Raw genomic sequence first — 21666 nt, forward strand, 5'->3', positions numbered from 1 at the left:
TCATGGCATTGTCCCGTCGCACCGGGCAGCGGTTCCAGGCCAGTATCTGGCCCGGCTTCGTCGATGCCATGACCGGCCTGCTGCTGGTGCTGATGTTCGTGCTCACCATCTTCATGGTGGTCCAGTTCACCCTCCGCGAAACCATCACCGGGCAGGAATCCGAGCTTGACGAGCTTTCCGGCGAAATCGCCGCGCTGGCCCAGGCGCTCGGGCTCGAACGTGACAGGTCGGCGGCGCTGGAAGGCGAGGTCGGCAACCTGATCGCCACGCTGGGCGACGCCCAGGTACAGGCCGAGCAGCAGGCCGCGCTGATCGCCTCGCTCACGCAGGAGGTCGAGGTCCGCGATGCCGCGCTGGGCGCCGCCAACAGCCGCATCGCTGCACTGGAAGGCGACGTCGAAGCCCGCGACGCCGCGCTGGGTGAGGCCAACGCCCGGATCACCGACTTCGAAGATCAGGTTGCCGCCCTGCTGGCCTATCAGGCCACCGCCGCGCAGCGCATCGGCGACCTGGAAGATCGCGAAACCGCGCTGCTGACCGAACAGGAGGCGATGCAGCTTGCGCTCGCCCAAGCCCGCTCGGAGATCGACGCCGAGGCCGAGACCGCGCGCCTTGCCGCCGCCCAGGCCGAGGCGCTGGAGGCGATGATCGCCGAAATACGGGCCGAGCAGGCCGACACGGCCGAGGCGATGAACGCCCGGATCGCCGCGCTGCAAGACAGCCTCAGCGAGGAAGAAGCGCGGCGCCTGGCCGAGATCGCGGCCGCCGAGGCCCTGCGCGAAAAGCTCAAGACCGCCGATGCCGAACTGACCGCCATGACCCTCGCGCTGGAAGAACAGCGGCGCGAGGCCGAAGACACCCTGTCGATGCTGGCCGCCGTGCAGGCCGCGGAAAAGGACCTCGACGCCCGGCTCTCCGCCGCATTGATCGCACAGCAGGCGTCCGAAGCCCGCCTGGCCGAGATGGACACGCAACTGACCGAGGCTGCGGCGCAGTCCGAGGATCTGAATGCGCAACTCGCTGCCGCCCTCTTGGCGCAGCGCTCCGCCGAAGAGCGCAACGCCGCGCTGACCGAAGACCTTCAGGCCGCGCTCAGCGAAGACCGCGAGACGTCGTCGCAACTCTCCTCTCTGGAGGCGCAACTCGCCACCGCGCTGCTGCAATCGCAGGATCAGGGCACCCGTATCGGCGAACTGGAGCAGAGCCTCGCCGCGCTGCGCAAAAGCGCCGAGGCCGAAAGAAGCGCGTTGGAGGCGCAGCTTGCGCAGGCGTTGGCCGACAGCATCTCGGCCCAGCGCAGCGCCCGCGAAGCCTCGCAGTCGCTTGAGGCCGCAGAGAACCGTCAGGCCTCGCTCGAGGCCGAACTGGCCCGGGCGCTGGCCGCGCAGTCCGACCTGCAGGGCGTTCAGGACAGCTTGGCCGAGGCGCTCGCCGCCAAGGCCGTGGCCGAACAGGCCAAGGCCGACGCCAATGCCGCTCTCGAGACCGCCGAGGCCAGCCTTGCCACGGCCCGGGACGAGGCGCTGACCCTCGAAGACAAGCTGGCGCAGGCGCTGGCCGCGCAACTGGCGGCCCAGCAAAACGCGCAGGCGCTGGGCGGGCAGTTGGAACAGGCGCAGGAATCCAATGCCGCGCTGACCCAGCAACTCGCCAACCTGCGCGCCACGCTGGATGAGACCGAAACCGGAGAAACCAGCCTGCGAGACCAGCTTTCGGCCGCCTTGGCCGCCACCGTCAAGGCCGAGACCGCGGCCGAGGACATCCGCCAGGAGCTGGCCGATGCGCTGGCGCTGAAGCTCGCTGCCGAGGACCGCGCCGAAGCCGCCACCGCCGAGGCCCGCGCCGCGCAGTCGAAACTGGACAATCGCGATGCGCTGCTGGCCGCCGCACGACAGGAACTGGCCGAGCAGTCCGAAGTCTCGACCGAAGCGCAGCGCCGCGCCGCGCTGCTCAACCAGCAGGTCGGCGCGCTGCGCACGCAACTGGGCGAGTTGCAGGCGCTGCTCGACGATTACCGCGACCGCGACGCCGCGCAGGACATCCAGTTGCAAAACCTCGGCACCGACCTGAACGCCGCTCTGGCGCAGAAGGCGCTGGAAGAAAAGCGCCGCGCCGAGGCCGAAGCCCGCAACGCCGCCCTGCTCGAGGAAGAGCGCAAGCGGCTCGAAGCCGAAACCAAGGACCTCGAACGCTACCGGTCCGAGTTCTTCGGCCGTCTGCGCGATCTGCTGGGCAATCAGGAAGGCGTGCGGATCGAGGGCGACCGTTTCGTCTTTGCCTCTTCGGTGCTGTTCGAATCCGGACGGGCCCAGCTATCGCAGGACGGCCAGGGCGAAATCGCCAAGGTCGCGCGCATCCTGAAGTCCGTCGCCGACGACATTCCCGAAGGCATCGATTGGGTGATCCGCGTCGACGGCCACACCGACGACGTGCCGATCGTCGGCTCCGCCGAATTCGACGACAACTGGGAGCTTTCCCAGGCCCGGGCGCTGTCGGTGGTGCGCTACATGATCAACTTCCTTGGCATCCCGCCCGACCGTCTGGCCGCCAACGGCTTCGGCCAGTACCAGCCGATCGACGCCTCCGACACCGCTGCGGCCCGTGCCCGCAACCGCCGGATCGAGTTGAAGCTGACCGAGAAATAGCCCGCGTTCGGTTAATTAATCGTTTGATAACAGTCACTTGGGTTTCGCATGCGAAACCCCGGCTCAACCCCGGTTGAGCAACCGGAATGCCGTCGACGCGCCCCAGCCAGCAGCTATGGCGATTGCCAGCGACAACAGCCCGTAGATCAGCGACTGCTCATGCGCGAGATTGAACAGGAAGCGTTCAAGCCCCACCTTCCGGACCTCGATCTCGCCCTCGAAATCAGACACAACCTGCTGATTTCTCAGCAGAAAGACCCTGGTGCGATAAGTGCCTTCGGTCAGGTTCGCGGGCATCTGCACCGAGGTCTGGAACAGGGTCTGATCGACCACGGTGATGCTGCTCTCGTTCAGTTGGTAAAGCCCCTTGTCCTCGCGGATGCGCAGCACCGCGTCGGCGAACTCCTTCTCCGATCCCAGCGTCCAGACGGCGCGCGGGGCGGTGACGCGATAGATCGTGTCGGCATCCTCGGTCAGGATCTCGTTCAAGGGGCCAGAGGTTGCCAGCGCATAGAAACTGGGCGCCGAGTGGATCTCGGCCGACTCGGTGTTGATCCAGATGCCGTATCGACGCTCCTTCTTGCGCACCACCACTGGCGCCGACGGTCCGGCAATCGCGATGATCACGTCGAGATCGCTTTTTGGCAGCGGCGCCTCGCGCTTGATCGCACCGAAAACCAGGATCTCGGAGCCGTCGAAGTTGGCGGTGATCCGCACCTGGTTCTGCGACAGCCCCAGCACGACGTCTTCCTCGACCTCCGAAGGCTGCGCCAGCAGCGCCCCCGGTAACAGCAGCAGAAGGGCCAGCAGGTGCCGCATCAGTGACCTCCCGGCTGGGCGATGGAGTAAAGTTCCGAAGGTTGCAACAGCAGGTCCAGCGCCAGTTTCCCGCAGACCGCCAGCACCAGTATCGCCAGCAGGATGCGCAATTGCTCGGCCTTCAGCTTGACCCCGATGCGGGTGCCGATCTGCGCGCCCACCACGCCGCCCACCAGCAGCAGCACCGCCAGCGCCATGTCGACGGTCTGGTTGGTGGTGGCGTGCAGGAGAGTGGTGAAGGCAGTGACGAAGATGATCTGGAACAGCGATGTGCCCACCACCACCTTGGTCGGCATGTGCAGGATATAGATCATCGCCGGCACCATGATAAAGCCGCCGCCGACCCCCATGATCGCCGCGAGGATACCCACCAGGATGCCGACGATCACCGGCGGGATCACCGAGATGTAAAGCCCCGAGGTGCGGAACCGCATCTTGAACGGCAGCGCCGTGACCCAGCCGCGGTGCTTGCGCTTGGCGGGCGGTACGCCGCCGGCTTTCCGCGACTTGCGGATCGCCCGCAGGCTTTCGACGAACATCAATGCGCCGATGATGCCAAGGAAGACGACGTAGCAGAGCCGCACCAGCAGATCGACCTGGCCCATGGATTTCAGGTAGTTGAAGACCAGAACGCCCAGGCCCGCGCCGATCAGGCCGCCGACAAGCAGCACCGTGCCCATCCTCAGGTCGACCGTCTTGCGCTTCAGGTGGGCCAGCAGGCCCGAGAAGGACGAGGCGACGATCTGGTTGGCCTCGGTGGCCACCGCGACGGCGGGGGGGATGCCGATGAAGAACAGCAGCGGCGTCATCAGGAACCCGCCGCCGACGCCGAACATGCCCGACAGGATGCCCACCATCCCGCCCAACCCCAGTAGGAGGAAGGCGTTGACCGAGACCTCGGCTATCGGCAGGTATATTTGCATTGCTCTTCCTAAGCCGCATTCGCGGGGATTTGCAAGTGCAGCACTCCCCGCGTCAGGCCGTCACCGGCGTGTCCCACGACATTCGGGCCGGCATCCGGGGCGGCCCGAGACGCCATGTCCTCAGCGCTCCTTGACGTAGGGCTCGCCGCCGGCGCGCGGCGGAATTGCCTTGCCGACGAAACCGGCAAGGATCACCACCGTCAGGATGTAGGGCAGGGCGTCCATGAACTGCACCGGCAGCACGAAGGCCCCGAGGTCGATGTTCTGATAGCGCAGCGCCACCGCCTGCAAGAGACCGAACAGCAGACAGGCCCAGAGCGCGTACCACGGCCGCCACTTGGCGAAGATCAGCGCCGCCAGCGCGATGAAGCCGCGCCCCGCCGTCATGTCCTTGACGAAGCCCGCCTGAAGCCCGGTCGCCAAGTAGGCCCCGGCAATGCCGCAAAGCACCCCTGCAATCGCCACAGCCGCATAGCGCAGACCCACCACCGAGACGCCGGCGGTGTCGACCGCCGCCGGGTTTTCGCCCACCGCGCGCAGGCGCAGCCCGAAGCGGGTGCGGAACAGCACCCACCACGAGATCGGGACCATCAGGAAGCCCACGTAGACAAGGATCGAATGGCCCGAGATCAGGTCGTGATAGATCGGGCCCAGCACCGGGATTCCCTGCAGGGTATCGGCCAGCGGCAGGTCAATCCCTTCGAACCGTCCGCCCGCCATCAGCGACGGCGTGCGCCCGCCCTGGCTGAACATGTCCTGTGCCACCAGCACGGTCATCCCGGCGGCAAGGAAGTTGATCGCCACCCCCGAAATCAGCTGGTTGCCGCGAAAGGTGATCGAGGCCAGCCCGTGAATGCCCGACAGCACCAGCGAGGCGCCGATGCCCGCCAGCAGCCCGACCCAGACCGAGCCCGAGACCGAGGCGAAGGCGGCGGCAAAGAAGGCGGCGGCAAGCATCTTGCCTTCCAGCCCGATGTCGAAGATCCCCGCGCGTTCCGAGAACAGACCGGCCAGACAGGCCAGCAGCAACGGGGTTGCCAGTCGAACGGTGGAATCGAGGATCTGCAGGATGGTGTTCAGGTCCATGGATCAGCCCTCTTTCCGCCGGAAGGCGAGGAATATGCGTTCCAGCGGCATCCGCACCATGTTGTCGAGCGCGCCGGTGAACAGGATCACCAGCGCCTGGATCACCACGATCAGTTCGCGCGGGATATTCGTCCAGAGCGCCAGTTCCGCCCCGCCCTGGTAGAGAAACCCGAACAGGATCGCGGCCAGGAACACGCCCACCGGGTGCGACCGGCCCATCAGCGCCACCGCGATGCCGATGAAGCCCGCGCCCTCGGTGGCGTTCATCACCAGCCGCTCGGCCTCGCCCTGCGTGGTGTTGAGCGCCATCATCCCTGCCAGCCCGCCCGAGATCAGCATGGCGACGACGGTGATGCGCACCGGTGAGATGCCGGCGTATTTCGCGGCTGACTCGGAGTGGCCGAAGGCGCGGATCTCGTAGCCCAGCCGCGTATGCCAGAGCAGCACCCAGACGCCGACGCAGGCCAGCACGGCCAGAAAGAAGGTCACGTTCGCGGGCGAGCCGCGAAACAGGATGTTTTCGGCGGTCGAGAACATGTCGCGGAAGGTCGGCAGGTGCGTGGGCTCGGGGAACTTGGCGGTGGCCGGGTCCATGCTGCGCGGCGGACGCAGCAGGTTGACCAGCACGTAGTTGAGGAAGGCCGCGGCGATGAAGTTGAACATGATCGTGGTGATCACGATGTGGCTGCCGCGCTTGGCCTGCAGGTAGGCCGGGATGAAGGCCCATGCGGCGCCGAAGGTGGCCGCGCCCACGGCTGTGCCGAGGATTGCCAGCGTCCAGTGCGGCCACGGGATGAACAGCGCCACCAGCGCCACGCCAAGGCCGCCGATCATCGCCTGACCCTCGCCGCCGATGTTGAACAGCCGCGCGTGGAAAGCGACGGCGACGGCGAGCCCGGTGAAGATGAAGTTGGTGGCGTAGTAAAGCGTGTAGCCCCAGCCGGACGACCGCATGAGCGCGCCATCGACCATCAGCTTGAAGGCGGCGACGGGATCTTCGCCGATGCCGATGATGACCAGCGCCGAGAGGATCGCGGCAAGGACGAGCGAGATCAGCGGAACGAGGACCGCGTCGGCCCAGGCGGGCATTCTATCCATGGATGTCTCCGGTCAGAGTACCGAAATCCTTGAAGGATTTCGGATCGTTTTCTTGTGAAGAAAACGGGACGGTGCGCCGCGGGTCAACCATGCTGCCTGGCCTCCCGGGCTTCCTTGGCGGCCAGTTTCTCCTCGACCATGTCGATCACCGGCTTGTCGTCCGGCGCCTCGGTGATCCCGGCCATCAACAGGCCCAGTTCTTTTTCGTCGGTCTCCGACGCCAGCCGTTCACCCATGATCTGGCCGTCGAACATCACCGCCACGCGGTCGGACAGCGACAGGATTTCGTCCAGTTCGACCGAGACAAGCAGCACCGCCTTGCCCGCGTCGCGCAGCGAAACGATCTGCTGGTGGATGAATTCGATGGCGCCGATGTCGACGCCGCGGGTGGGCTGGCCCACCAGCAAGAGGTCGGGGTTGCGCTCGATCTCGCGGGCGACGACGATCTTCTGCTGGTTGCCGCCCGAGAAGTTCTTGGCCGAGAGGTTGCCGTTGGGCGGCCGGACGTCGAACTTCTGGATCTTGCGCTCGGTGTCGTCTTTGATCGCCTTGTTGTTCATCAGGATGCCGGACTGGTACTTGGGATCGCGGTGGTAGCCGAAGGCGACGTTTTCCCAGGCGTGGAAGTCCATGATGAGGCCTTCGCGCTGCCGGTCCTCGGGAACATGGGCGATGCCGCGGGCGCGGCGCGACTGCCCGTCGGAATGCCGCCCCGTCAGGTCGATCACATCGCCGTTCATGCGGATTTCGCCGGTGGCCTGGCGGAAGCCGCCCAGCACCTCGAGCAGCTCGGACTGGCCGTTGCCCGCCACCCCGGCGATGCCGAGGATCTCGCCGCCACGCACCTCGAGGTTGATGCCCTTGACGCGTTCGACGCCGTCGGCATCGACGACCCGAAGGTCCTTCACCTGCAAGATCGGTTCGCCGGGCTGCGCGGGCTGCTTGTCGACGCGCAGAAGGACCTTGCGGCCGACCATCAGTTCGGCCAGTTCCTCGGGGCTGGTCTCGGCGGTCTTGACCGTGGCGGTCATCTCGCCCCGGCGCATGACCGAGACCGTATCGGTGATTTCCATGATCTCGCGCAGCTTGTGGGTGATCAGGATGATGGTTTTGCCTTCTTCCCGCAACCTGTTGAGAATGCGGAACAACTGGTCGGCCTCGGCGGGGGTCAGAACGCCCGTCGGTTCGTCCAGGATCAGGATATCGGCCTGCCGGTAAAGCGCCTTGAGGATCTCGACCCGCTGTTGGTGGCCCACCGAGAGGTTCTCGACCACCGCGTCCGGGTCGATCTTGAGCTCATACTCGGCGGCCAGGTCGGTCAGTGCCTTGCGGGCCTTGGCCAGCGAGGGGCGCAGCAGTTCGCCGTCCTCGGCGCCGAGGATGACGTTTTCCAGCACGGTGAAGTTCGGCACCAGCTTGAAGTGCTGGAACACCATGCCGATGCCGGCGGCGATGGCGGCCTGGCTGTCGGGGATCAGGGTCTTCTTGCCGGCGATCCAGACCTCGCCCGCGTCGGCCTTGTAAAAGCCGTAAAGGATCGACATCAGCGTCGACTTGCCGGCGCCGTTCTCGCCGATGATGCCGTGGATGGTGCCCGGCATCACCCGGATCGAGATATCCTTGTTGGCCTGCACCGGGCCGAACGCCTTGGAGATGCCCTTGAGTTCGATGGCGGGCGCGGTTTCTGTCATCCGGTTTTTCCCTCGTGGTCGGGGCCAGAGTTGCAAAGCGCGGGCGGTTTGCAAAGAGGCAATTGCCCATCGCGTCGCGGCAGGGGGGGGCCGCGCGATGGGAAAGGCCGCGCCGGTCGCCCGGCACGGCCTCAGTCCAATCGGGCGTGATGGCTCAGAAGTTCAGGACCGGGCAGCTGTCGTTTTCGTAGTAGCTGACCACTTCGATTTCGCCGTCGATGATCTTCTGCTTGGCCTCTTCGACCGCAGCCTTCATCTCGTCGGTGAGCAGCGCTTCGTTGTGCTCGTCCACCGCATAACCGACGCCGTCCTCTTCGAGGCCCAGCACCTGTGTGCCGCCGGTTTCGAGGTCTTCGCCGGCCATCATAGCGTTGTAGACGGCCACGTCGACGCGCTTGAGCATCGAGGTCAGGACCTTGCCGGAATGCAGGTGGTTCTGGTTGCTGTCGACGCCGATCGACAGGATGCCTTCGTCGGCGGCGGTCTGAAGAACGCCAACGCCGGTGCCGCCGGCGGCGGCATAGATCACGTCGGCGCCCTGGCTGATCTGCGCCTTGGCCAGTTCCGAGCCCTTCACCGGGTCGTTCCAGGCGGTCGGCGTGGTGCCGGTCATATTGGCGACGATCTCGATATCCTCGTTGACGGCCTTGGCGCCCTGGGCATAGCCGCAGCCGAAGTGGCGGATCAGTGGCACGTCCATGCCGCCGATGAAGCCGACGGTGCCGCTCTCGGAGGCCATCGCCGCCAGCATGCCGACGAGGTAGGAGCCCTGGTGTTCCTGGAAGGCGATCATCTGCACGTTCTCGGGCACTTCGGGCAGGAAGCCGTCGATGTTGACGAACTTGGTGTCGGGATAATCGGGGGCGACTTCCTCGAGCACCGGGGCGATGGCGAAGCCGGTGGTCACGATTGGGTTGGCGCCGGCCTCGGCGAAGCGGCGCAGGGCCTGTTCGCGCTGGGCTTCGGATTGCAGTTCGATCTCGAGGTATTCACCGCCGGTTTCCTCTTTCCAGCGCTCGGCGCCGTTGAAGCCGGCTTCGTTGAAGCTTTTGTCGTATTTGCCGCCGAGGTCGTAGATCAGCGCCGGTTCGGCCAGAGCGGCGCCTGCGGTCAGCGCGACAGTGGCTGTGCTGGCAAGGATTTTGTGCATGAAGGTCATGGTTGCTCCCGTTGGAATAAGGCGAGGCGAAGCAGCCCCGCAACTGGGTCACTGTCCGGGTTGTCCCGGATCATGGCCGATTAAGGCCGGGTTGGCGCCGGAGGGTCAACCGATTCTTGCGCGCTTCCGCTGGGGAAACGGGGGGTTAAGGGGGCTGGCGGTGAGGTCCCGGATCAGGTCCGGGACGGAGATCCGCCCGGGTGCACGGTCTTTCGCAGCAAAAGAGCATCGACCGGCGCCGCCCCGGTGCGCGGGTAGTAGCCTTTGCGGCGACCTGCCTCGGTGAAGCCGGCGGCGCGGTAAAGCGCGCGGGCGGGGGCATTGTCTTGGGCAACCTCGAGGAAGACCACCGTGGCACCCCGGTCCGCCAGCGCGGCGAGGAGGGTGTCGATCAGTGCACGCGCCACGCCCTGCCGCCGATGCGCCGGGTCGGTGGCGATGGTGAGCAGTTCGGCCTCGTCCAGGACGACGCGGGCGAGTGCGAAGCCCTGTGGCCGGGCGACCAGCAGGCAGGCGGGATCGGCGAGGAAGTTTTCGAATTCATCCGTGCTCCAGCCGCGCGACGGCGCGAAGGCGGCTTCATGCAGCGCGGCCAGCGCGTCAGGCGTCATCGAGCAGCACCGGCGGCGCATCGCGCGACGGCGCGGCATCGGCGGCGCGGATATAGAGCGGTGCGGGGGGGCTGGTATGTGTGGCGAAGCGTTCCGCGGCAATGCGGGCGGTGGCTTCGGCGATGGCGTGGCGCGGCGGCACGGTCTCGGCACCGGGAATGAGGTCGGCGGCGGGGCCTGTGACCGGAGTGTCGGGCGAGACGCTGGCGATGTCGCGCAGCGCCGGGCTTCCGCCCGGGAAGCGCTGCGCATAGATGCGCTCGCGGCGAGCGTCGATCACGGCCGTGACGGGTGCCTCGATGCCGAAGGCGGCGGCCTCCAGCGCGCCGACCCCGACCGCGGGGATCCCGAGCGAGAGCGCCAATCCGCGGGCGGCCGCCACCGAGATGCGGATGCCGGTGAAATTGCCCGGACCGATCCCGACACCGAGCGCCGACAGGTCGTGCCATGTCACGCTGGCCTCGGCCAGCACCTCTTGCAGCAGGGGAAACAGCCGTTCCGCCTGTCCGCGCGACATGTCTTCGCGCCGCGCGGCCAAGACCCGGTCGCCGCACAGCAAAGCGGCCGCGCAATGCGCGGCCGATGTATCGAATCCCAGAACCAGAGGTTCAGACCGCAACGGGGCGGACCTCGGTCACCTCGGGGATGTAATGGCGCAGCAGGTTCTCAATGCCCATCTTCAGCGTCAGCGTGGACGACGGGCAGCCGGCGCAGGCGCCCTGCATGTGCAGGTAGACGACGCCGCGGTCGAAGCCGTGAAAGGTGATGTCGCCGCCGTCCTGCGCCACCGCGGGCCGCACCCGGCTGTCGAGCAACTCCTTGATCTGGTTTACGATCTCGCCATCCTCGCCGGAGTGTTCGGCATGGCCGGAAGACCCGCCGACGTCGCCCGCCATGACCGGCGCGCCGGACTGGAAATGCTCCATGATCGCGCCGAGAACGGCGGGTTTCAGATGATCCCATTCCTTGGCCTCGGCCTTGGTCACGGTGACGAAATCATGGCCGAAGAACACGCCCTCGACACCCTCGACCGCGAAAAGGCGCGTCGCTAAGGGCGACGCCGCCGCGCCGTCGGCGTTGGGGAAATCGGCGGTGCCGGTTTCGAGCACGGTCTGGCCGGGCAGGAACTTCAGCGTCGCAGGATTTGGGGTGGATTCGGTCTGGATGAACATCGGCTGGGGTCCTTATCGCTTGGCTCAGATATGCGGACGGGCGGCGCGGATGTCAATGTTTGGAATGGTTCTAAACGGCTTCAGGCCAACCCCCGCCTGAGCAGCGGAAGGATGTCGCCCAAGTGGGTCAGGGCGGCCATGTGGCCGCCGCGTGGCAGCGTCTCATACCGCCACGACGGCGCTGCCAAGCGCAGCAGGTCCACGATTTCGAGGATCGACCGGGTGGTATCGTCGGCCCATATGACGGTGGCGTCGCCTGGTAGCTGAGCGGCCCAGTCCGCCGCTGTCCGGGGGTCGTCCATCACCGCATCCCATTCGTGGAAGTTGGGCTTCAGGGCTTCGGCGAATTTCACACGCCGTGGCGCGGGCATCGCCGCCCAGCTTCCCTTGCCGGTCCAATAGTCGGCAAAGACCTCGGCCGCGGCGGACCAGTCGCCGGTGGCGCCGTTGCGCTTGATACAGTCGCGCAACGTCACTGCCTCGGCGTGGGCGGTGCCGCGTCCCGCAAAGGCAAGGATCGCGAAAGGGTTCGGCTCGATCAGCACCAAGCGCCGCACACGCGTGCTGTGCCGCGCGGCAAGCTCCATGGCGACGGCACCGCCGAAGGAATGACCGATGATCGAAAAGGGAGCATCATCCGGAGGCAGGAGAGGGTCGATGAGGTCGGCCTGATCGGCAAGCCTCTGGCGGTGGTGCCTGCTCCAGCCCGGAGTGGCGCCGTATCCGTGCAGATTGGGCGCGATGAGACGGTAGCTGTCCTTCAGCTGGGCCATGACGCCGCGCCACTGTCCTGCTCCGGCGACACTGGAGTGCAGAAGCACCACCGCTGGCCCCCGTCCTTCGGTAAGGCAATCTGCAGTGTGCATCACGGTTCCTCGGTCTACGCTTGCGTTCCCAACGCCTCAGGTGATCGCTTCCAGTCGCTCCTTCGACAGATCGCCGGGAACGATGGTGATTGGGATGGGCAGTGATCCGGAATTTCGGGTCAGTTGGGTGACCAGCGGGCCGGGACCCTTCTTGCCGGTGCCGGCGCCGAGGACGAGGACGCCGATTTCGGGGTCGTCCTGGATCTGGGCGATGATTTGGTCGACGGATTCGCCTTCGCGGATGACCAGTTCGGGATCGACGTTCTGGCGATCGCGCATCCACTTGGCGAAGACCTCGAAATGCGCGTGAATACGTTCGCGGGCCTCTTCGCGCATGACCTCGCCGACGCCGATCCAGTGGTTGAATTCGTCCGGTGGGATCACCGACAGGATCGCCACGCCGCCGCCGGTACGACTGGCGCGCATGGCGGCAAAGCGCATTGCGTTGAGGCATTCACGGCTGTCGTCGAGCACGACGAGGAACTTGCGCATCGGGTCTCTCCTTGCGCAGGGATCATGCATGGGTTTGTGCAAGGGGACAATGGGGGATCCGGGGGGAGGGAGCGGGGAGGTCTTGCCTTGAGCGGACCTTGGAGTTGCCGCCGGACGCAAAGCCGCGCATCGCCGTGCCGGCGGGCGGCGTCGCGCCGGAGGCATGCGTTCGGCATGACGATGCGCGGCGGCCTGCGGCCGCTGTTGATGCGCTTGGCGTTCATAGCGAAGGTCCGCCAACGCCACAACAGACCCCCCGACGCGCCTAGCGCCCCGACGCGGCCCAATCCCAGTAAAGTTCGCGCACCCGGCGCGTGACCGGCCCGACCTGGTATTGCGTGTCGTCGAACCCGGTGACCGGTGTCACCTTCATCATGTTTCCGGACATGAAGACCTCGTCCGCGGCATGGACATCGGCGAAGCTCAGCACCTTTTCCACCACCTCGGTGCCGTCGGCGCGCAGGTTCTCGATGTGCCGGGCACGGGTGATGCCGGCAAGGAAGGTGCCGTTCGGGACCGGCGTGAAGACCACGCCGTCGCGGACCATGAAGATGTTGGCAGTCGCGGTCTCGGCCACGTTGCCCAGCGCATCGGCGACCAGCGCGTTGCCGAAGCCCTTGGCGCGGGCCTCGGCCAGCATGCGCGCGTTGTTGGGATAGAGACAACCCGCTTTGGCATCGACCACCGCGTCGGCTAGCACCGGCCGGTGAAACTGCGTCCGGGTGAGGGTGGTGGTGGAATCCTCGGGGGCCATCGGGATCGCCTCGAGCGAGATCGCGAAGCCGGTGTGGCCGGGCTTGGGCACCACGCCGAGGTAATCGCCCTCGAGCGCCCAGTACATCGGGCGGATGTAGACGGCGGTGTCGGGGGTATAGGCCTTCAGGCCCTCGTGGATGATCGCCACCATGTCGTCGGTGGTCACCGTCGGGGTGATCATCAGGGCTTCGGCCGAGCGGTTGACGCGGGCGCAATGGCGGTCGAGGTCGGGGGTGAGGCCGTGGGCCATGCGGGCACCATCGAAGACCGTGGAGCCGAGCCAGGATCCGTGGTCGGCGGCCTTCATGACGGGGATGTCCCCGTCGTGCCAGCGGCCATCGAAATAGGTGCGGATATCGGTGCCTGTCGCCATCTGCGGTCCTCCTTGCGGCGGACCCTATGCGGGCGGGCGGGAGAGGTCCAGAGGGGGGCGGATGGGTGCGGCGCACCCTTCCAATGTCAGCCTGCGAGTTCGGTGATGATGGCCTGTGCCGCGGCGCGCGGATCGTCGGCCTGCCACACAGGGCGGCCGACGACGATGTGGTCGGCACCGTCCGCCACGGCCTTGGCCGGGGTCACGATGCGCTTCTGGTCGCCGGCGGCGCTGCCGGCGGGGCGGATGCCGGGCGTGACGATCAGCCGGCCTTGCGCTTCGGGCAGGGCGCGGATCATCGCGGCTTCCTGCGCCGAAGCGATCACCCCGTCGGCACCGGCCTCGAAGGCCCGCGTGGCGCGGGTGGCCACAATGTCGGGGACGTCACCGGCCATGATGAGGTTGTCATCGAGATCGGAGCGGTCGGAGGAGGTGAGGATGGTGACGGCGAGGATCTTCAGGTCCTTTCCGGCAGCCCCCGCCTTGGCGGCGCGGACCACCTGCGGATCGCCGTGCACGGTCAGGAAGTCGAGGTCGAACTGCGCCAGGCCGCGCACGGCCGCCTCGACGGTGGCGCCGATGTCGAACAGCTTCATGTCGAGGAAGATGCGCTTTCCGCGTTCCTGCTTGAGCTCGTTGGCCAGTGCCAGCCCGCCGCCGGTAAGCATGCCGAGGCCGATCTTGTAAAAGCTGACTGTGTCGCCGAGCCGGTCGGCAAGGTCGAGGCCCGCGACGGCGTTGGGGACGTCGAGAGCAACGATCAGGCGGTCGTCATGGGGGGGCATTGGCAAGGCTCCTTGGCGCGAGGGACGGGCTGGGGAGGGTTTTGCCAAGTGGGCACCGCGATGCAAGGGGTTTCTGCCTGTCAGGGCGACCAAGATGCAACGGGGAGGGGGAGGAGGGTCCCGGATCAGATCCGGGACTGCGGTGTCATGATGTGGCGGGGAGCTGCCTCAGGCGCAAAGCCGATCGATGATCTGGCCGAGGTAGTTGGGCTGTGTCTGAAACACGTGGCTGGCTACGTCCGGCGCGTGTTCGACCCGGCTTTTGGTGAGGGTGCAGGTCTTCGGGTCGTGCATCCGGCGTGCGGCCGCGGTGAGCCCGGCGCTGATCTGGCTGGCCTCGATATCGATCGGGGCGGCGTACTCAGCCGGATAGGTGTAGCTGTCGGTGCCGTCGATCAGTGTGACGTGAGCGTGGAAGCACCCTGTCTCGGCGTCGTGACGGACATCGGTGATACGGGTCTTGAGTGGCATGTTTCCTGCCTCCATTTACTGCTCTTGCGGATCATCGGTCCGCACTCCGACAACGCGGGGATTGTCAAGTTGTTCCCGAGGCGAAAATTCAGGCTGTCGCAAAACCTCCTCACAGGTTCTTGAAACAACCGGGACCGTGCCCAAATCTATCCGGAAGGCCCACTAGGGGATGTGCCGCGCAGCCGGGCAGACCCACAATCGGGCGCTTGATATAAGGAGAGACACCATGAACTTGGAGAAGTTCACGGAACGGTCGCGCGGATTCATTCAGGCCGCCCAGACCATCGCAATGCGGGAAAGCCACCAGCGGCTTGCCCCCGAACACATCCTGAAAGCCCTGCTTGACGACGAGGAAGGCCTTGCGGCCAACCTGATCAAACGTGCGGGCGGCGCGCCCGAGCGCGTGGTGCAGGCCAACGACCTTGCGCTGACGAAGATCCCGGCGGTGTCGGGTGACGCGGGGCAGGTTTATCTGGACAGCACCACCGGCAAGGTGCTGGACGAGGCCGAGAAGCTGGCAAAGAAAGCCGGCGACAGTTTTGTCCCCGTCGAACGCATCCTGATGGCGCTGGCCATGGTGAAATCCGAGGCTCGTAAGGCGCTTGAGGCCGGTGCGGTCAACGCGCAGGCGCTGAATGCGGCGATCAACGACATCCGCAAGGGTCGGACGGCGGATTCCGCATCGGCCGAGGAAGGGTATGACGCGCTGAAGAAATACGCGCTGGACCTGACCGAGCGTGCCCGCGAAGGCAAGATCGACCCGATCATCGGCCGGGACGAGGAAATCCGTCGCGCGATGCAGGTGCTGAGCCGCCGGACCAAGAACAACCCCGTTCTGATCGGTGAGCCGGGCGTCGGCAAGACGGCGATTGCCGAAGGTCTTGCCCTGCGCATCGTCAACGGCGATGTGCCCGAGAGCCTGAAGAACAAGAGCCTGTTGTCGCTCGACATGGGTGCGCTGATTGCTGGCGCAAAGTACCGCGGCGAGTTCGAGGAGCGCCTGAAAGCGGTGTTGTCTGAGGTGACTGCGGCGGCGGGCGAGATCATCCTGTTTATCGACGAGATGCACACGCTGGTGGGCGCGGGCAAGGCGGACGGGGCGATGGACGCCTCCAACCTGCTGAAACCGGCGCTGGCGCGCGGCGAACTGCACTGTGTCGGCGCGACCACGCTTGATGAATACCGCAAGCATGTCGAGAAGGATGCGGCCCTGGCCCGGCGGTTCCAGCCGCTGATGGTGGAGGAGCCGACCGAGGAAGACACCATTTCGATCCTGCGCGGTATCAAGGAGAAGTACGAGCTGCACCATGGTGTGCGGATCTCGGATTCGGCGCTGGTGGCGGCGGCGCAACTGTCGCACCGCTACATCACTGATCGGTTCCTGCCGGACAAGGCCATCGACCTGATGGACGAGGCCGCGTCGCGGCTGCGGATGGCGGTGGATTCGAAGCCCGAGGAACTGGACGCGCTCGACCGCGACATCCTGCAGAAGCAGATCGAGTCGGAAGCGCTGCGGAAAGAGGACGATCAGGCGTCCAAGGACCGGCTGGCGAAGCTGGAAAGGGAGCTGGGCGATCTTCAGGACCAGTCGGCGCAACTGACCGCCAAGTGGCAGGCCGAGCGTGACAAGCTGGCTTCGGCCCGTGACCTGAAGGAGCAGCTCGACCACGCCCGCGCGGAACTGGACATCGCCAAGCGTAACGGTGACCTGGCCAAGGCCGGGGAGCTTAGCTACGGCGTGATCCCGCAGCTTGAAAAGCAGCTCGGCGAGGCCGAGGAGCAGGAGCAGGACGGTGTCATGGTCGAAGAGGCCGTGCGGCCGGACCAGATCGCCTCGGTCGTGGAGCGCTGGACGGGTATCCCCGCCGGCAAGATGCTGGAAGGCGAGCGCGACAAGCTGCTGCGCATGGAAGAGCAATTGCACGATCGCGTTATCGGGCAGGACAAGGCGCTCAAGGCCGTATCCAATGCGGTGCGCCGTGCAAGGGCGGGCCTTCAGGACGAGAACCGGCCGCTGGGTTCGTTCCTCTTCCTGGGGCCGACGGGCGTCGGCAAGACCGAGCTGACCAAAGCGTTGGCCGATTTCCTGTTCGACGACGATAACGCCATGGTGCGGATCGACATGTCGGAGTTCATGGAAAAGCACAGCGTCAGCCGTCTGATCGGTGCGCCTCCGGGCTATGTCGGTTATGACGAGGGTGGCGTCCTGACCGAAGCGGTGCGGCGCAGGCCTTATCAGGTTGTGCTGTTCGACGAGGTCGAGAAGGCGCACCCGGAGGTGTTCAACGTGCTCTTGCAGGTGCTCGACGACGGTGTGCTGACCGATGGTCAGGGCCATCGCGTGGACTTCAAGCAGACGCTGATCATCCTGACGTCGAACCTGGGGTCGCAGGCGCTGAGCCAGCTGCCGGAAGGGGCCGATGCTGCCAAGGCCAAGCAGGACGTGATGGACGCGGTGCGGGCGCATTTCCGGCCCGAGTTCCTGAACCGGCTGGATGACATGATCATCTTCGACCGGCTGGCACGCGAGGATATGGCGGGCATCGTCGAAATCCAGCTTGCACGGCTGCTCAAGCGGCTGGCGGGGCGCAAGATCACGCTCGATCTGGACGACGCGGCGCGCAAGTGGCTGGCCGAGGAGGGCTATGACCCTGTCTATGGCGCACGTCCGCTGAAGCGGGTGATCCAGCGCGCCCTGCAGGATCCGCTGGCCGAGATGCTGCTGGCGGGCGACATCGCCGACGGTGACACGGTGCACGTCAGCGCCGGGACCGAGGGGCTGATCATCGGCGACCGGGTCGCGGCGAGCAATCGTCCGAAACCGGACGATGCCGTGGTTCACTGAATGCTTGAGAAATGATGAAGGCGCGCCGGGAGACCGGCGCGCCTTTTCACGTGAGCGGCCTGTGTGGTGATGAGGGCCTGCCTTCGATGGGCATCAGATCAGGATGGTGTCCAAGTCGAAACTGGTGAGCGTCGCGCCCTCGATCAGGATCGTGTCGCCCTCCGGCACGGAGATGGACAGGCCTTCCGCGGTGTCACTGAATACAAGGTCGGTCACGTCGGTCAGGTTGAGTGCCGTCAGGTCCAACTGGTCCGCCCCGTGGCCATAGCCCTGCACGCTGTCATGGCCGAAGCCTGCCTCGAAGACAAAGAGGTCGGCGCCATGGCCGCCAAGCAGCAGGTCATCGCCGCTGCCGCCATTGAGCGTGTCGTCGCCGGATCCGCCACGCAGGCTGTCGTTGCCGGCACCGCCGTTCATCTGGTCGCGTCCCGAAGACCCCCAGATCATGTCACGTCCGCCGCCGCCGTCGATCACGTCGTGCCCGCTGCCACCGAAAAGGTGGTCGTTTCCCCGGTCGCCCGACAGCGTGTCGTTGCCGGTGCCGCCATAGAGCCGGTCGTGATTGTCCCCGCCGGCAAGGTCGTCGGCACCGTTTCCGCCCGAAAGCATGTCGTTGCCTGCGCCACCCGAGGCGGTGTCATTGCCATTGCCCGTGATAATCCGGTCATGGCCCGCGCCGCCCACCATCATATCGTCGCCCGAGCCGCCGTGCAGGCCATCGTTGCCGCTGCCGCCCTCCAGCCTGTCGTTGCCATTGCCTCCGCGCAGGGTGTCGTTGCCGTGGCCGCCCGACAGGGTGTCGTTGCCGCTGGCACCGGACAGCAAATCGTTCCCCGCGCCGCCGTTGATTGTATCGCTGCCATTGCCGCCAAAGGCGATGTCGTCGCCGATCCCGCCGGACATCAGGTCGTTGCCCTTGCCGCCGATCAGCTCGTCATCGCCCGCGTCGCCGTTCACCGTATCATTGCCGTTGCCGCCGTTGACCAGATCGTCCTCTGATCCGCCGTGCAGCGCGTCGTGGCCGTTGCCGCCCCGCAGCGTGTCGTTGCCGGCGTGGCCGTACAGCAGATCGTTGTCTCCGCCGGCGGACAGCCAGTCGTGGCCGTCGCCGCCCCGCAGGGTGTCGGCGCCCCAGTTGCCGCGCAGGCTGTCATCGCCGGCCCCGCCGATCAGCAAATCGTTGCCATAGCCGCCCCGCAGGACATCGGCACCGCCGAAACCTTCGAGGATATCGTCGAGCGAGGTGCCGCGAAGCAAGGCCGCAAACGGGCTGCCGTAAGCCGGCGTTGCGGGATCGATGAACAGGCGGGTGCCGTCGGGCAGATACTTTGAGAACTGCAACGCAAACCTCCTGTCGCTGCATTAACCATGAAACACATCAGTGTTGCCGGGCGATTGTGGTTGAAGTTGGGCCATCTCAAGGCCGGCATGGGCGTTCGCCCGACGCAGGCCGCGCAGGCGGGGCGGGCGGGAACGTTACAGGAAGGCCACGCAGAGTTGAGCAGACGTGGTTTTGAGCCCGACAAGGGTCGGCCTAGATAAGGACTTGACCGGGGTGCTGGCGACCGCACCCCATAACCCATGAAAAAAGGGAACAACGATGGCCTTTCGCTGGACCAACACACTCACAGACAAGGATGTCACGCCCGAAAGCGCCTATCTGAACCGCAGGCAGTTGATGGGTGGTGTGGCAGGGCTGGGTCTGGCGTCGCTGGCCCGCCCGGCGCTGGCGATGGAAGAGGCGCTGGAGCCCAACGACTGGGAAGACATCACCGGCTACAACAACTTCTATGAGTTCGGCACCGGCAAGGAAGATCCTGCCCGCAATGCCCATGTGCTGACCACCGATCCCTGGACGGTGAAGATCGACGGTCTGGTCGACAAGCCCGGCGACTATGCCTTCGAGGACATCATGAAGAAGATGACCGTCGAGGAACGCCTCTACCGGTTCCGCTGCGTCGAGGCCTGGTCGATGGTGGTGCCGTGGAACGGCTTCGAACTGGCCGACCTGCTGGATATGGCCGGGGTGCAGTCGGGCGCGAAATACGTGGCCTTCGAAACGCTCTACCGTCCAGAAGAGATGTGGGGCCAGAAATACCCGGTGCTGGATTGGCCCTATCTGGAGGGACTGCGGCTGGATGAGGCGATGCACCCGCTGACGATCATGGCGACCGGGATCTACGGCCGTGACATTCCCAACCAGAACGGCGCGCCGCTCCGGCTTGTGGTGCCGTGGAAATACGGCTTCAAGTCGATCAAGTCGGTGGTCCGCATCACCCTGACCGACACCCAGCCGCCGACGGCGTGGAATACCGCGCTGGGCCGCGAATACGGCTTCTACAGCAACGTGAACCCGACGGTGGACCATCCGCGCTGGTCGCAGGCCAGCGAGCGGCGCATCGGCGGCGGGCTGTTCGCACGCAAGATCCCGACGCTGATGTTCAACGGCTACGAAGAGGAGGTGGCCGGCCTCTACGAAGGCATGGACCTGCGGAAGTTTTATTGATGATCGACACGCTGAATGCCGCGCTGCGCCGGGTGCCGGCCTGGCTGCTTTATCTGGTGCTGCCGCTGCCGGCGGCCTGGTTCCTTTACCTCGGCTTGACCGGAGGGCTGGGGGCCGAGCCAATCAAGGCGCTGGAGCACCGGCTGGGCGAGTTTGCACTGCAATTGCTGATCGCCGGGCTGGCGGTGACCCCGCTGCGCCGGTTTGCCGGGATCAACCTGATCCGGTTCCGCCGGGCGATCGGGTTGATGGCCTTCTTCTATGTCGCGATGCATCTGCTGGTCTGGCTGGTGCTGGACGTGCAGCTTCTGTCGCAGATCTGGGCCGATATCGTGAAACGCCCCTATATCACCGTGGGGATGGCCGGTTTCGCCCTGCTGATCCCGCTGGCAGTGACCTCGAACAACTGGTCGGTGCGCAGGCTGGGGCCGCGCTGGCGCAAGCTGCACCGGCTGACCTATGCGGCGGTCCTGCTGGGCGCTGTCCATTACGTGATGCTGGCGAAAGGTTTCCAACTGGAGCCGCTGGCCTATCTGACAGGTATCGTCGGTCTGCTTGTCCTGCGGATCGAGCCCAGGAAACTTCGCCGCCGCTTTGCCCGGCAGAGCGCGGCCTGAACCCGCTGGAGATATCTCATGTTGCGTACGCTTCTGTTTGCCCTGCCGCTCTGTGCTGCCAGCCAGCTTGCGGCGGAAACCGTCAAGGTCGCCACCGACAAGACCGTGCCCGAAGCCGCCGACGCGCTGGAAGCCGCGATCGACGGGGCAGGGGCCACGCTGTTTGCCCGCGTCAATCACGGCAAGGGCGCGCAGGATGTCGGCATGGACATCGGCGCTTCGGAACTGCTGATCTTCGGCAATCCCAAGGTCGGCACGCCAGCGATGGTCGAATATCGCGAGACCGGGCTGGGATTGCCGCTGAAGGTGCTGGTCTATGAAGACCGCGAGGGCGGCGTCTGGCTGGCCTACGAGGAGCCGGCCGAACGGCTTGCCGATCTCGCCGACGGCGCGCTGCCGGAAGCGGTGACCCAGCCAATGGCCAAGGCGCTCGAGTCGCTGACGGCCAAGGCCGCGCAATAGATTCGACCCCGAGTCGGTTCGGAGGACGGCCCCGCGGGGCCGTTTTTCGATTCACACGGCCTGATTTGCGGCCATTTCGGTGGATAACCCTGTGGACCACCCGGATCCGAGTCGTCAGAGGCCGCCAAGCCCCTCTCCGAGATCCAAGCCAGCGCCCGGAAACAAACCGAATGGTCAAAAAAATGACTTCGTAACATGCTGATTTCAGGGGACTTCGAGGAGAACTTGAAAAAAGATGCGGCAACGCGGAAAAAACTGCTTGCGGGTTCGGGGAGTAATCCTTAGATAG

At 65.8% G+C, this 21666-nt stretch carries 20 protein-coding genes; 5 read left to right on the plus strand and 15 right to left on the minus strand.

What is annotated here, in order from left to right:
* The first annotated feature begins 2 nt into the window (after positions 1 to 2).
* Positions 3 to 2645, plus strand: a complete 2643-nt coding sequence (locus AC04PT_RS18140) for a peptidoglycan -binding protein (protein WP_482875193.1) — start codon at positions 3 to 5, stop codon at positions 2643 to 2645.
* A gap of 63 nt (positions 2646 to 2708) precedes the next feature.
* On the opposite strand, the gene AC04PT_RS18145 is transcribed toward AC04PT_RS18140, so the two are convergent.
* The 14 genes from AC04PT_RS18145 to AC04PT_RS18210 form a co-directional block, all read right to left on the minus strand.
* Positions 2709 to 3464 carry a TIGR02186 family protein gene (locus AC04PT_RS18145; RefSeq protein ID WP_482875194.1) on the minus strand — a complete coding sequence of 252 codons (756 nt, stop codon included), beginning with the start codon at positions 3462 to 3464 and terminating at the stop codon, positions 2709 to 2711.
* Positions 3464 to 4387 carry a sulfite exporter TauE/SafE family protein gene (locus AC04PT_RS18150; protein WP_482875195.1) on the minus strand — a complete coding sequence of 308 codons (924 nt, stop codon included), beginning with the start codon at positions 4385 to 4387 and terminating at the stop codon, positions 3464 to 3466. The genes AC04PT_RS18145 and AC04PT_RS18150 overlap by 1 nt, the downstream gene beginning before the upstream one ends.
* 120 nt (positions 4388 to 4507) lie before the next feature.
* A complete protein-coding gene (locus tag AC04PT_RS18155) occupies positions 4508 to 5473 on the minus strand; it encodes an ABC transporter permease (protein WP_482875196.1) in 966 nt (321 codons plus the stop codon).
* A 3-nt stretch (positions 5474 to 5476) separates the two neighbouring features.
* Positions 5477 to 6571 (minus strand): ABC transporter permease, encoded by a 1095-nt coding sequence (locus AC04PT_RS18160; protein WP_482875197.1) that lies wholly within the window; start codon positions 6569 to 6571, stop codon positions 5477 to 5479.
* An 83-nt stretch (positions 6572 to 6654) separates the two neighbouring features.
* A complete protein-coding gene (locus AC04PT_RS18165) occupies positions 6655 to 8262 on the minus strand; it encodes an ABC transporter ATP-binding protein (protein WP_482875198.1) in 1608 nt (535 codons plus the stop codon).
* A 154-nt stretch (positions 8263 to 8416) separates the two neighbouring features.
* Entirely contained in the window at positions 8417 to 9421 is a 1005-nt protein-coding gene (locus AC04PT_RS18170) for a BMP family lipoprotein (protein ID WP_482875199.1), read from the minus strand.
* A gap of 173 nt (positions 9422 to 9594) precedes the next feature.
* Entirely contained in the window at positions 9595 to 10032 is a 438-nt protein-coding gene (rimI, locus tag AC04PT_RS18175) for a ribosomal protein S18-alanine N-acetyltransferase (protein WP_482875200.1), read from the minus strand.
* A complete protein-coding gene (gene tsaB, locus AC04PT_RS18180; protein WP_482875201.1) occupies positions 10022 to 10651 on the minus strand; it encodes a tRNA (adenosine(37)-N6)-threonylcarbamoyltransferase complex dimerization subunit type 1 TsaB in 630 nt (209 codons plus the stop codon). The genes rimI and tsaB overlap by 11 nt, the downstream gene beginning before the upstream one ends.
* On the minus strand, positions 10641 to 11204 hold the full coding sequence (locus tag AC04PT_RS18185; RefSeq protein WP_482875202.1) for a NifU family protein: 564 nt from the start codon (positions 11202 to 11204) through the stop codon (positions 10641 to 10643). The genes tsaB and AC04PT_RS18185 overlap by 11 nt, the downstream gene beginning before the upstream one ends.
* A gap of 80 nt (positions 11205 to 11284) precedes the next feature.
* Positions 11285 to 12070 carry an alpha/beta fold hydrolase gene (locus AC04PT_RS18190; RefSeq protein ID WP_482875203.1) on the minus strand — a complete coding sequence of 262 codons (786 nt, stop codon included), beginning with the start codon at positions 12068 to 12070 and terminating at the stop codon, positions 11285 to 11287.
* 36 nt (positions 12071 to 12106) lie between these two features.
* Entirely contained in the window at positions 12107 to 12562 is a 456-nt protein-coding gene (locus AC04PT_RS18195; protein WP_482875204.1) for a universal stress protein, read from the minus strand.
* A gap of 265 nt (positions 12563 to 12827) precedes the next feature.
* Complete coding sequence (locus AC04PT_RS18200; RefSeq protein WP_482875205.1) at positions 12828 to 13691, minus strand: branched-chain amino acid aminotransferase; 864 nt, start codon at positions 13689 to 13691, stop codon at positions 12828 to 12830.
* 86 nt (positions 13692 to 13777) lie between these two features.
* Positions 13778 to 14476, minus strand: coding sequence for an orotidine-5'-phosphate decarboxylase (gene pyrF, locus AC04PT_RS18205; RefSeq protein WP_482875206.1), 699 nt, complete (start codon positions 14474 to 14476; stop codon positions 13778 to 13780).
* A gap of 168 nt (positions 14477 to 14644) precedes the next feature.
* Positions 14645 to 14947 (minus strand): hypothetical protein, encoded by a 303-nt coding sequence (locus tag AC04PT_RS18210; RefSeq protein WP_482875207.1) that lies wholly within the window; start codon positions 14945 to 14947, stop codon positions 14645 to 14647.
* A 226-nt stretch (positions 14948 to 15173) separates the two neighbouring features.
* Here AC04PT_RS18210 and clpB point away from each other — a divergent pair, with 226 nt between their 5' ends.
* Positions 15174 to 17792 (plus strand): ATP-dependent chaperone ClpB, encoded by a 2619-nt coding sequence (gene clpB / locus AC04PT_RS18215; RefSeq protein ID WP_482875208.1) that lies wholly within the window; start codon positions 15174 to 15176, stop codon positions 17790 to 17792.
* Positions 17793 to 17885: 93 nt separating this feature from the next.
* Here the strand turns inward: clpB and AC04PT_RS18220 are convergent, their stop codons facing one another.
* Entirely contained in the window at positions 17886 to 19133 is a 1248-nt protein-coding gene (locus tag AC04PT_RS18220) for a calcium-binding protein (protein ID WP_482875209.1), read from the minus strand.
* Between the two features lie 259 nt (positions 19134 to 19392).
* On the opposite strand from AC04PT_RS18220, the gene msrP reads away from it, so the two are divergent.
* From msrP to AC04PT_RS18235, 3 genes are read left to right on the plus strand one after another with little or no spacing between them, the layout of a single operon-like run.
* Complete coding sequence (msrP, locus tag AC04PT_RS18225) at positions 19393 to 20298, plus strand: protein-methionine-sulfoxide reductase catalytic subunit MsrP (protein ID WP_482875210.1); 906 nt, start codon at positions 19393 to 19395, stop codon at positions 20296 to 20298.
* Positions 20298 to 20915, plus strand: coding sequence for a protein-methionine-sulfoxide reductase heme-binding subunit MsrQ (gene msrQ, locus AC04PT_RS18230; RefSeq protein WP_482875211.1), 618 nt, complete (start codon positions 20298 to 20300; stop codon positions 20913 to 20915). The genes msrP and msrQ overlap by 1 nt, the downstream gene beginning before the upstream one ends.
* An 18-nt stretch (positions 20916 to 20933) precedes the next feature.
* The gene (locus tag AC04PT_RS18235) at positions 20934 to 21377 is read left to right on the plus strand and encodes a DUF302 domain-containing protein (RefSeq protein ID WP_482875212.1); all 444 of its coding nucleotides are present in this window, start codon (positions 20934 to 20936) and stop codon (positions 21375 to 21377) included.
* Positions 21378 to 21666: the final 289 nt, after the last annotated feature.

The sequence above is a fragment of the Litorisediminivivens sp. KMU-197 genome (assembly GCF_056858395.1).